The 11,757-nt window shown below is 66.3% G+C and carries 9 protein-coding genes; 4 read left to right on the top strand and 5 right to left on the bottom strand.

Annotated features, from left to right (window positions below; all coding sequences use genetic code 11):
- Nucleotides 1-45 precede the first annotated feature (45 nt).
- Nucleotides 46-825, bottom strand: a complete 780-nt coding sequence (locus tag OC450_RS16400; protein ID WP_211382112.1) for an SDR family NAD(P)-dependent oxidoreductase — start codon at nt 823-825, stop codon at nt 46-48.
- A gap of 112 nt (nt 826-937) precedes the next feature.
- Between OC450_RS16400 and OC450_RS16405 the strand changes: the two genes are divergently transcribed.
- Both OC450_RS16405 and OC450_RS16410 read left to right on the top strand, forming a co-directional pair.
- Nucleotides 938-1,675, top strand: coding sequence for an SDR family NAD(P)-dependent oxidoreductase (locus OC450_RS16405; protein ID WP_262048271.1), 738 nt, complete (start codon nt 938-940; stop codon nt 1,673-1,675).
- Between the two features lie 100 nt (nt 1,676-1,775).
- Complete coding sequence (locus OC450_RS16410; protein ID WP_211382115.1) at nt 1,776-2,150, top strand: CsbD family protein; 375 nt, start codon at nt 1,776-1,778, stop codon at nt 2,148-2,150.
- A 164-nt stretch (nt 2,151-2,314) separates the two neighbouring features.
- Here the strand turns inward: OC450_RS16410 and OC450_RS16415 are convergent, their stop codons facing one another.
- On the bottom strand, nt 2,315-4,000 hold the full coding sequence (locus OC450_RS16415) for an SGNH family hydrolase (RefSeq protein ID WP_262048272.1): 1,686 nt from the start codon (nt 3,998-4,000) through the stop codon (nt 2,315-2,317).
- Nucleotides 4,001-4,169: 169 nt separating this feature from the next.
- The gene (locus OC450_RS16420; RefSeq protein WP_211382117.1) at nt 4,170-5,549 is read right to left on the bottom strand and encodes a lytic murein transglycosylase; all 1,380 of its coding nucleotides are present in this window, start codon (nt 5,547-5,549) and stop codon (nt 4,170-4,172) included.
- A gap of 195 nt (nt 5,550-5,744) precedes the next feature.
- Between OC450_RS16420 and OC450_RS16425 the strand changes: the two genes are divergently transcribed.
- Nucleotides 5,745-6,620, top strand: a complete 876-nt coding sequence (locus tag OC450_RS16425; protein ID WP_211382118.1) for a UTP--glucose-1-phosphate uridylyltransferase — start codon at nt 5,745-5,747, stop codon at nt 6,618-6,620.
- A 78-nt stretch (nt 6,621-6,698) separates the two neighbouring features.
- Here the strand turns inward: OC450_RS16425 and OC450_RS16430 are convergent, their stop codons facing one another.
- Nucleotides 6,699-8,195 carry a diguanylate cyclase gene (locus OC450_RS16430; RefSeq protein ID WP_211382119.1) on the bottom strand — a complete coding sequence of 499 codons (1,497 nt, stop codon included), beginning with the start codon at nt 8,193-8,195 and terminating at the stop codon, nt 6,699-6,701.
- Nucleotides 8,196-8,336: 141 nt separating this feature from the next.
- On the opposite strand from OC450_RS16430, the gene OC450_RS16435 reads away from it, so the two are divergent.
- Complete coding sequence (locus tag OC450_RS16435) at nt 8,337-8,600, top strand: hypothetical protein (RefSeq protein ID WP_211382120.1); 264 nt, start codon at nt 8,337-8,339, stop codon at nt 8,598-8,600.
- A 177-nt stretch (nt 8,601-8,777) separates the two neighbouring features.
- On the opposite strand, the gene OC450_RS16440 is transcribed toward OC450_RS16435, so the two are convergent.
- A complete protein-coding gene (locus tag OC450_RS16440) occupies nt 8,778-11,654 on the bottom strand; it encodes an EAL domain-containing protein (RefSeq protein WP_211382121.1) in 2,877 nt (958 codons plus the stop codon).
- Nucleotides 11,655-11,757 lie beyond the last annotated feature (103 nt).

Raw genomic sequence — 11,757 nt, forward strand, 5'->3', positions numbered from 1 at the left:
GCTACTCCGGCGGCCGGCGATGTCAACGCTCGGTGGGCATGGCTCTCACGCGTTGCGCGCCATCAGGCCGCCGTCGACCGGGATCACCGCGCCGGTGAGGAAGGACGCCGCCGGCAGGCACAGGCTCAGCGTCATATGCGCGACCTCCTCGGGATCGCCGTATCGGCCGAGTGCAGTGCGGCGCTTGGCGTAGATGGTCTTGTGCTCCTCCGAGATGCGGTCGGTGATGGCGGTGCGGATCGGCCCCGGGCAGATGCAGTTCACGGTGATGCCCTCGCGGCCGAGCTCGACCGCGAGCGAGCGGGTAAGGCTTGCGACGCCGCCCTTCGCCGCGGAATAGGGGCTGTGCAACGCGGTGGCGCCGAGCGCCTCGGTCGAGGCGATGTTGACGATCCGCGCGCACTTCGATCGGCGCAGATGCGGCAGAGCGGCGCGGATGATGCGTGGATGCGCCGTCAGCATCACCGCGATGCCCCTGGCCCAGGCATCCTCGTAGGCCTCGTCGTCGATCGCGACGCGCACGGAGATGCCGGCATTGTTGACGACGACGTCGAGACCGCCGAAATGCGCGGCGACGTCGCCGACCACGCGCTTGATCTCGCCGGCGTCGGCAACGTCGAGCTTCCACGCCTTCGCTGCTCCGCCGGTTGCCGAGATCTCCTTGGCGACCGCATATGCGCCTTGCTCGTCATGATCGGTGACGGCGACGCTGGCGCCTTCGCTTGCGAACACGCGCGCGGTCGCGCGTCCCATGCCGCTGGCCGCGCCGGTGACGAGAACGGTCAGGCCCTTTACGGATCGGCTGAGCTCCTTGAAATCGGACATGCTGTTTCCTCGCGGCGTGCTTGTTCTTGTTATGATTGACAAGGCTGGCATCGATCCGCAGACAGGTCAAACAAGCGAGACAAAAGGCGCGCAGAACAAAAGGGAGGCCGCGATGACGAACGAGCTGGATTTCTCGGGCAGGCAGATGCTGGTCGTCGGCGGTTCCAGCGGCATCGGCAACGGCATCGCGCAAGCCTTTCGTGTCAGGGGCGCAGCCGTTGCGGTCTGCGGCACACGCGCTCACGCAACGGAATATTCAGCCGAGGAAGGCTCCGATCTCACCGGTCTTTCCTACGCGCAGCTCGACGTCGCCAATGCCGGCGCGATCGAGGCGTTCAAGCCGTCCTTCGACAAGCTGGATGTCCTCGTGCTCGCGCAGGGCGCGGTGCTCTATCGCCGCGGCGAATTCGAGATGGATGGCTTCCGCAAGGTCGTCGAGGTCAATCTGATGAGCCTGATGGCCTGCGCCACGCGGTTTCATTCCATGCTGCGGGATGCGCGGGGATCGCTGATCATGGTGTCTTCGACCGCGGCCTATCATTCCACCATGGGCAATCCCGCCTACAACGCCTCGAAGACCGGCGCGGTCGGATTGACGCGGACGCTGGGCGAGGCCTGGGCCGAGGACGGCATCCGCGTCAACGGCATCGCGCCCGGCCTCGTCGACACCAAGATGACGAAGGTGACGACCGACAATCCCAAGCGGCTCGAAGGCGCGCTGGCGCGCATTCCGCTGCGGCGATTGGGCACGCCGGCCGACATGGCGGGCGCGGCCCTGTTCCTGGCGTCGCCGCTGTCGTCCTACATCATCGGCCAGACACTGGTCGTCGATGGCGGGCTCATCCTGTAGCTCATCCGGCTAGACACTCACCCGCATTACACTTTCGCAAAGACTTGGAACTGTGCTGCTCCTGATCGGTTACTTGGGCTGACCCCGGAGGAGGAGCATCATGGATAAAGATCGGATCGTCGGATCGGCCAAGGAATTCGCTGGACGCGCGGAAGGCGCTGTCGGAGATCTGGCCGGCGATGCGCAGACACAGGCGTCGGGCAAGGCGCGCGAAGCCGCCGGCACCGTGCAGAATCTCTACGGCCAGGCCAAGGACGCCGTACGCGACGCCGGCGAGACGGCGGCCGGCTACGCCAAGGACGCCTACGAGAACAGCGGCGAGACTTTCCGCGACGGCACGCAGGCAATTAGCCAGAAGGTGCAGGACAACCCGCTTGGCTCGTTGCTCATCGCCGGTGGCATCGGGTTCGCACTCGCGCTGCTGATGTCGCGGCCCGCCCGCCGCCCGCCGCCGCGCTGGCGCTACTACGGCTAAGCCGACGCTCGATAACCAAAGGGCCCCGGACGCAGGGCGGCCTGGGCGATGCGTCACATCGTCCGGAAACGCCGCATTGCTGAACCGGGGCCCATTCTTTTTGGGAATGCCGCATATGCCGGGTCCCGACTCTGCGCAGCAGCGTTGCGGCGCGTTCGGAACAATTACCTGAGCACTTCCGCCGATCGTCCGACATTGCCCGGTGGACGCGGGATCGCGGGGTTCGGATTGGGATTGCGCGGCCCCGGCGCCAGTTGACGCGGCGGGGGCGGCGGGGAGCCGAAGCCGAAGAAATCACGCATCGATGGCGCCGCCTGCGCCGGCTGCTGCGGCACCGGCGGCTTCTTCGGCGCGAGCTTTGGCGGCGCGATCGCTGCGGCCGCACCCGGCGTGCCGCCGTCGGGCGTCGTCACGGCCATCGGCGTATCGCCCTTGGCCTGCTCGCGGCCGACTTCGCGGCGCGGCCAGGCATAATCGTCGGCGCGGCCAGCGGGCGGGGCCAGCGGCTCGCCCTTCACCATCGTCCTTGCGGCGAGCGCATCGACGGCGGCGGGACGCGAGCCCGGTCCGCCCAGCAATTGATCGGTCGAGATCGAGGCCGCAACCAGCGGCACGATCGGGCCGGCCAGCGGCCGCGGCGCCGGCTTGCCGGGCTCGGCGCTGGTGTCGGGCGTTCCCGGTTCGCTCGGCAGCGCGATCGGGCCGGACCGTCCCGCGAGCAGGCGCGTGATCTCGCGCTCGACATAATGGGCGAGCTTGCGCGCGCCGGGCTTGGTGAAATAGACGCCGTCATAGCTGCGCAGCTGACGGATCTGGCCTTCGAAGTCCGGCCCCTTCTGCAGGAAGCGGCCGGCCTCGTCGACAAAACCGTCCCAGACGTCGACATAGGTGATGCCGGCCTTGGCCGCGCCTTCGCGATAGAGCGAATCCAGGAACAGCATGTCCGCCGTGCCCTTGGGACCGCGGATCGCGGGCAGGCCGACCCAGAGCACCGGCACGCCCCTGGCCTTGAGAACGTTGGCGAGCTCCTCGATCTTCTTGCCGTAGAGCTCGACCCAGCGCTCGTCGCGGAATTCGTAGAGACCGTTCGGGTTGCGCGCGGTCTTCTCCGGCGCGGTCGCAGGCGCGTCGGCGTTGTCGGCATCGTCCTGCGGCAGGTCGGTGTCGGCCGGCTTGTCGTCCGGCTTGGCGGCGGTGTCGGGCTTGGCATCGCCGGGCTTGTCCCCTGGCTTGCCTTGCGGCTTGGCGCGTGCGCCCTTGTCGTTCTTCTTGTCCTTGTCCGAGGCCTTGTCCGTTTTGTCGGGCGCAGCCTCGCGGATCGCGATGCGGTCGTTGAGGCCGAGCATGACGACGATGACATCGGGCTTCTCGGTTTCGAGAATGCCCTTGGCCGCAGCTGTCCAGTCCGAGGGCTCGCCCTTCGGCTGGTACTTGATCAGGCCTGAGGTGGTCCTGTGCTTGCGGATCACGCCCATGTCGGGCTGTTCGGTGTAGGCGTCTTCGAGTCCGTAGGCGAGCCAGTCGGCCATGGCGTCGCCGATCACGAGCACGTTCTTGTCGGGGATGGTGTCGCGCTTGGCCGGCGCCGGCGCGCGCGAAAAGTCCTGGCGCGGGGCTTGCGGCTGTTGCTGCTGGAACGGCGCGAAGAAGTCGCCGCCGAACCAGCCACCGCCACCTCCGCCGTTTCGTGGCGGCGGGGCAGAGCGCTGCGGCGGGCCGCCGAAGCCGGGGAAGTTGAAGAACTGCGCCGAGGCCGGTCCCGCGACCGACACCAGAATCGCAAGCGCCATCCCCAGCGCGATCAGCGGGCCGGTCTCGGTCAGCGCCTTGAAAAGGGACTTCTTCGACATGCGATCTCGGGCACGCGCAATGGGGATTGGAAGCAGCTCGATATAATAACGGAATCAGGCGCCAAACGGGCAGATTCTCTTTCAGATTCTCGTTGATACACCGGGGAACAGCCGTCCCCGTCAAGGCTGCCGGCCCAAATCCCCGTTCAGGGTTACTTTCGGCGCGATTTTACCGCCCGCGCAGCCGGTCCAGCACGTCGGAGGAGGCAAAACCGTCCGCGGGGACCCCGATCGAGGCCTGGAAGTTGCGCAGGGCCTCCCGGGTCTGGCCGCCGAACTGGCCGTCCGGGGTGCCCTTGTAGAAGCCGCGCTGGGCCAGCAGTTGCTGGAGTTCCAGCCGCTCGGTGCGTGCCAGCTCCCGCTCCTGGCGCGGCCAGGGCTGCACGAAGGGCTGCCCCCCGCGCAGGCGGTCGGCGAAATGCCCGATCGCCAGCGCATAGGCCTCGGCCGGATTGTACTTCATGATGACGCGGAAGTTCTGCAGCATCAGGAAGCCCGGCCCCTGCGCGCCGGCGGGCGCCAGCAGATAGGCTTTCTCCGCCGGGTGCGTGAACGGCTGGCCCGCCGGACGCTTGAGCCCGAGCTTCTCCCATTGCGCGAGCGTCATCGCCTTGGCACGGTCGGCCAGCATGTAGTTGAAGCCCTGGGGCACCACGACCTCATAGCCCCAGGTCTGACCGGACTGCCAGCCGTCCTTCTTCAGATTGTTGGCGGTCGATGCGATCAGGTCGGAGGGATTGTCGACGACGTCGCGCCGTCCATCGCCGTCGCCGTCGACGGCAAAGCGCTTGAACGCGGTCGGCATGAACTGGGTCGGGCCGAAGGCTCCGGCCCAGGAGCCGCGCATCTGTTCAGGGCGTAGATCGCCGCGATTGACGATCTCCAGCGCGGAGAGGAATTCGTCCTTGAAGTAAGCCTGGCGGCGGCCGATGCAGGCGAGCGTCGCCGTCGATTGCAGCACGCTGCGGTCGCCCATCTGCGTCGAGTAGTTGGATTCGATGCCCCAGATCGAGGCGATGATATAGCGGTCGACGCCGGTGGCCTTTTCGGTGGCGTCGAACTGCGCCTTGTACTTGGCGAGCACCTCGCGGCCCTTGGCGAGGCGGTTGTCGTTCACGAGGATGTCGAGATAGTCCCAGATCGACTTGGTGAACTCCGGCTGTGAATCCATCAGGTCCATGATGCGCAGGTCGGGGGCGAGCCCTGCGGTGAAGCGCTGGAAATTCTCCTGCGTGATGCCGCGCCGTGCGGCATCGGGCCACATCGCAGCGACGCAATTGTTGAAATTGCCGGCAGCCTCGCGGATCGCGGCGGCCGTCATCAGCGGATGGCCGGAAGCGCCGTCCTCGCCGCTCCAGGGTTGAGCGCCGCCCGGCGGAGCTTGCGCGGGAGCAGGGTTCGAGCCGGAGAAAATCCCGCCGAACAGGTTCGACAGGCCGTTCTGCGCCTGTGCCTGAGCGCAAGCCGGCAGCAGCAACGCGGCCGCGATCATCGCTCCGCTGGTCACAAATCCAGCACGTTTTGCCAGCCCTGCCATCGATTGCATCATGTCCAACCCGTCGACCTGAAAATCCGCCTTCAGGAGGCCCGGTTACGGTTGCCAATAGCTTAACAAAGGTGAAATTTTGGTGACGGGCTTTTTCTCAACCTCGCAAGGACGAGGCCCCACATCCGCCTTTGTTAGCGGCTGCAAACAAGCTAGCAAGATGTCATTGCTCCCTTCCTCAGGTATTCGATCGATCCCATGAAAATTCGCAAAGCCGTGTTCCCCGTCGCCGGCCTCGGCACCCGCGTCCTGCCCGCCACCAAGGCGATGCCGAAGGAAATGCTGACCATCGTCGACAAGCCGCTGATCCAGTACGTCTATGACGAGGCGAAGGAGGCCGGCATCGAGCATTTCATCTTCGTCACCGGCCGCAACAAGAACGTCATCGAAGATCATTTCGACAAGATGTACGAGCTCGACGCCACACTCGCCGCACGCGGCAAGAAGGCCGAGCAGGAGATCCTGGCGCAGAACCAGCCGGAGGCCGGCGCCGTCAGCTTCACCCGCCAGCAGGCGCCGCTCGGTCTTGGTCATGCGGTCTGGTGCGCGCGCGACATCGTCGGCGACGAGCCGTTCGCGGTCGTGCTGCCGGACGAACTCGTGCTCAACACGCCCGGCTGCCTGAAGCAGATGATCGAGACCGCGTCCGGGCTCGGCGAGAAATCCAACCTCATCGCGGTCGAGGCGGTGCCCGACCATCTCACCCATCAATACGGCATCTGCGGCGTCGGCAAGCGCACCGGCAAGATGTTCGAGGTCGACGGCATGGTCGAGAAGCCGGCCAAGGGCACCGCGCCCTCCAACCTCTCGATCACCGGCCGCTACATCCTGCAGCCGGAAATCTTCAAGATACTGGAGACCCAGGAGCGCGGCGCCGGCGGCGAGATCCAGCTCACCGACGCCATGATCGGGCTGGCCAGGTCGCAGAAATTCTATGGCGTCGAATTCGAGGGCGAGCGCCATGATTGCGGCTCCAAGCCCGGCTTTCTCCGCGCCAACATCGCCTACGGCCTGAAGCGGCCGGAGCTGCGCGAGGGGCTGATCGCGGAGATGAAGAAGTATCTGGGAGAGTAGTGCTCGCTACATCCTCTCGTCATTGCGAGCGAAGCGAAGCAATCCAGAATGCATCCGCGGATGTGTCCGCGGAGAACCTCACGCCACCAGCGACAGCTTCGGCAGGGTCGCGATCACCGACTGGTTGCGGCCGCCGGCTTTCGCCGCATAGAGCGCCTTGTCGGCGGCGGCGACCAGGATCGGCCAGTCCGTGCCGCTCGCGGGAACGAAGCTGGCGACGCCGCAGGAAACCGTCGAACTGGTCTGGTCGTCGGACCAGCCCTGCACCTTGACGCGGATCGTCTCGGCGACCTTGAACGCGTCGGTGGCCGAAATGTTCGGCAGCAGCACGGCGAATTCCTCGCCGCCATAGCGCGCCGCGCAGTCGCCGGCGCGGCTCACCGAATCGGAAATGCAGATGGCGATGCCGACCAGCACCTGGTCGCCGGCCTGGTGGCCGAACGTGTCGTTGTAGGCCTTGAAGTGATCGGCGTCGATCATCAGCAGCGCGACCGGCGTCTTCTGGCGCATCGCGCGGCGCCATTCGACGTCGATGACCTGGTCGAACTTGCGGCGGTTCCTCAGTCCGGTGAGCGCGTCCGTCGTCGCCATCTCCTCGAGCTTGCGCTCGGCCTCGGCGCGCCGGCCGATCTCGCGGGCGAGCACCAGCGTCGAGGCCAGCATGAACAGGATCAGCGCCAGGACCACGGCACCGATGCGAACGGCTTCCTTCTGCCAGAGCTCGAACACGGCCGCCAGCGGCTTGCCCGCCACCACGAACAGCGGGCCGGAGCCCGTGCTGCGCACGTAGAGGCGCGGCGTCGCGTCCACCGGGCCCTGGCCCTCATAGGCTCCGCCGGCCTTGAGATTGTCGGCCTTCCAACTCTGCAGCGCCGCGAGATTCTTGCCGATCACGTCGAGGTCGAACGGCCGCCGCATCATGATGGTGCGGTCGCGCTTGAGCACGGTGATGGTGTCACTGGGATCGAGGTTCAGCCGCTCGAACAATTCGTGGAAATAGCTGAAGCGGATCGAGCCGGCGACGACGCCCATGAAGCCGCCGTCGGCGTCGCCGATGCGCCGGCTCAGCACGATCGAATAGGCCCCCCGGAACAGCATGGGCCGGCTGATGAAGAGCCCGGCTTCGGGATTGTCGCGATGGACCTTGAAGTAGTCCTCCTCGCTCCGGTTCTCCGGCGAGGGATCGAGCGTGGAGGCATCGACGGTCAGCCTGCCCTCGGCGTCGAACACCTGGATCGCGCCGAAATGCCTCGCCGTCGTCGCATGGTCGAACAGGATCAGGTGGCGGATCGACTTCGAGACCGTGGCGAGCTCCGGCAACAGCATGCCGCTGGCGACGGCCTTCAGGGACAAATCGTAGATCTCGATGTTGCGGCTGATGTCGGAATCGATGGTCGTCGCCAGGTTCTCCAGCGTCTGGCGGGCAAGCGCCTCCTCGCCGCGGCGCATGTCGAGCATCACGTTGACGCAAATGGCGGAAAAGCCGATCACCGTCACCACGGACGAGATGATCAGCAGCTTCGCCGAAATCCGCCACGGCCGCCGGGCCATGGCGTCGCGCCATCCAGACAACATCGTTTGCTCCCGACATTAGTGGATGCGCCCGAAAGCTTGAGTAGTGTTTAAGGCGGGACGACGCTGCCGCAATGAGTTAAGAAACGGTTTATGAGACCCACGGTTTTAGGCAGTCTCATGCGAGCGGACGAGAGGACGATTGTGAACGACTACGACGCCTTGCGCGATTATCTGATGCGGCAGAAGCAGGCGGAATTCGTGCTGACCTATGAACAGATCGAGGAGATCATCGGCGCGGCCCTGCCGCGCGCGGCGAATCGTGCCTCCTGGTGGGACAGCCTGCGCAGCCCCGACATCCAGATGCCGCAGCGCGAAGCCTGCCTCGCCGCGGGCTTTGTGGCGATGCGGATGCCGGACGGCCAGAGCGTGCGGTTCACGAAGCGGAAGAGCGACCGGCGGCGGTGATATCGATGAGGTTCGCTCTTCCCCTCTCCTCGTGTGGGAGAGGGTGGCTCGCCGCGAACCGGCGAGACGCGTGAGGGGTCTCTCTCCGCAAGCCAGCCTCTAACCTCTGAATTTGCCGATACCCCCTCATCCGGCGCTTCGCGCCACCACAAGGGGAGAAGGGAAGAGAGAGCGAGGCTAGCTCGCTGCTTCCAGCCGCACTTCCGTCAGCAGGCGCATCGCGGCGTCCGCGTCCATCGGCTCGCCGAAGGCGAAGCCCTGCGCGTATTCGCAGCCCATCTGGTAGAGCTCGACCGCGTCGGAATCGGTCTCGGCGCCTTCGGCCACCACGTCCATGCCGAGGTCGTGCGCGAGCGCGATGATCGACTTCAGGATCACCGGACGGGTGCCGCGGTTGGTGGTGCGCACGAACGACTGGTCGATCTTGATGGTGTCGAACGGGAAGCGCTGGAGATAGGCCAGCGAGGAGTGGCCGGTGCCGAAATCGTCAAGCGACAGGCCGGTGCCGAGCTCGCGGATGCGCGTCAGCATCTGCGCTGCATGCTCCGGATTCTCCATCACCAGCGATTCGGTCAATTCGAGCTTGAGCGTGCCGCGCGCCACCGAGGAGCGCGACAGCACGGTGCGGATGTCGTGGATCAGATCGTGGCGCAGCAATTGCCGCGAGGACACGTTGACGCTAGCGAAGATCGGCTCGCGCGAGCGCATCGCGCGCTGCCAGATCGAGAGCTGCTTGGCGGTCTGGTCGAGCACGAACATGCCGAGGTCGACGATCAGGCCGGTCTCCTCCGCGATGGTGATGAATTCCGACGGTGCCATGCGCCCGAGCTTGGGATGATCCCAGCGGCACAGCGCCTCGAAACCGGCGATCGAGCGATCCTCCAGCCGCACGATCGGCTGGTACAGGATCGTGAGCTCCTGCCGCTCGATGGCGCGGCGCAGTTCGCTCTCCAGCGTCAGCCGGTCGGTCTTGCGCGCGCGCATCGCCGGCTTGTAGACGTCGATGCGGTCGCCGCCGATGCGCTTGGAATGATACATCGCCAGCTCGGCGTCCTTGATGATCTCGTCCGTGAGCTGAACCTGCGGATCGGACAAGGCCAGGCCGATCGAGGCCGTGAGAAAGATCTCGCGGTCGTTGAAGGCGATCGGCGCGCGGATGGTCTTGCGGATGGTTTCGGCGAAGGCGGTGATGCGGGCCGGGTCCTGTTCCGACAGCAGGATCAGGCCGAACTGGTCGCCGGCCATCCGCGCCAGCGTGTCCTGCGGCTTCAGGATGCGGGTGAGGCGGCGGGCCAGCGTCAGCAGGATCGAATCGCCGACCGCGATGCCGACGGAATCGTTGACCTGCTTGAAGCGGTCGAGGTCGATCACCATCAGCGTCGGCCGCAGCGTCGGCATGGTCTTGGCGAAATGCGCGACCGCACCCAGCCGGTCCATGAACAGCTTGCGGTTGGGCAGGCCGGTGAGGTTGTCATGCACGGAATCGTGCAGCAGGCGCTCCTCGGCATTGCGCAGCTCGGTGACGTCGGTGAGGGTGCCGACCACGCGCGAAACCTCGCCGTCGGAGCCGACCACCGGGCGCGCCTTCAGCGCGAACCACATGAAGTGACCGTCCGGCGTGCGCAGGCGGAAATCCTGCACCAGGCGGCCGCGGCGCTGGTCGAGCACGCTGTCGAGCGCGGCGCGGAAGCGGTCCTGGTCGAGCGGATGCAGCACTTCGAGCCATGAGGCCGCCGGGCCTTCCAGCGTGCCGCGCTTGAGGCCGAGCAGGGCCTCGGTCTCGGGACTGGTGAAAACCTTGTCGGCGGAAACGTCCCAGTCCCAGATCAGGTCGCCGGAGCCGGCCAGCGCCAGCGCCCGCCGCTCGATGTCGGAGACGACGCCCGTCGTGGCGCCGCCGCCGGCAAAGGCGTGCTGCATCACCGTGAAGCCGATCAGCATCACGATCAGCACGAGGCCACCGAGCAGGGCAGGGCCGACGATATCGTTGGTGACGGAACCGGCGACCGTCATGCCGGCCGCGATCACCCAGACCACCAGCAGGAACCAGGTCGGGATCAGCAGCACGGCGCGGTCGAAGCCGTGGGTCGACAGGTAGACGATCAGCGCGAAGCCGGCGAAGGCGATCAGCACCAGCGAGATGCGCGCGATGCCGGAGGCGACGGCCGGATCGAACAAGGCGAGCGCGACCAGGGAGCCCAGGAAGGCGAGCCAGCCCACTGTGATATGGGAATAGCGCACGTGCCATCGACTGAGGTTGAGATAGGCGAACAGGAACACCAGCAGCGTTGCCGCCAGGATCGCTTCACCTGCCGCGCGCCAGATGCGCTCGGCGTTGTTCGACATGTCGAGCACCTTGCCCCAGAAGCCGAAATCGACGCCGATATAGACCAGCACGGCCCAGGCCAGCGCCGCGGCCGCCGGGAACATGATGCTTCCCTTGACCACGAACAAGATGGTGAGCACGAGGGCGAGAAGCCCGGAGATGCCGATCACGATGCCCTGGTACAGCGTGAAGGAGTTGACCTTGTCCTTGTAGGCTTCCGGTTCCCACAGATAGAGCTGCGGCAGCTTGTCGGTGCGCAGCTCGGCGACGAAGGTGATGACGGCGCCGGGATCGAGCGTGACGCGGAACACGTCGGCGGTCGGGCTCTCCTGCCGCTCCGGCCGGTCGCCGGTCGAGGGCGTGATGGTAGCGATGCGCGACAGCCCGAGATCCGGCCACAGCAGGCCCGAGGACACGATGCGGTAATGCGGGGCGACGATCAGGCGGTCGAGCTGGTCGTCGGTGTTGTTGGCGAGCGCGAACACCACCCAGTTCTGGCCGCCCTCGCGGGCGCGCACCTCGATGCGGCGGACGATGCCGTCGGTGCCGGGCGCGGTGGAGACCTGGATGCGGTCGGCATCGCTGCGCTGGTGCTCGAGCACGCCGGTGAGGTCGATCGCGGGCGCGTCACCGCGGACGCTGACAGCGTCGAGCGCGCGCGCCGGGGACGCGGCGACGAGAATCATGAGGCCCAGCGCGATGGGCGCGAGGCACCTGATCAGACGCAAGGTCAGTTCTCCGCGTTCGACGCAAACTTTGAATGCAAGGCTGGCACGTAAAGACGATTCAGACCGGACGGAATGGGTTCGGTGCGTCGCGATAGATGCCACG

The organism is Bradyrhizobium sp. Bra78 (genome assembly GCF_024519855.1).
GTDB lineage: Bacteria > Pseudomonadota > Alphaproteobacteria > Rhizobiales > Xanthobacteraceae > Bradyrhizobium > Bradyrhizobium japonicum_G.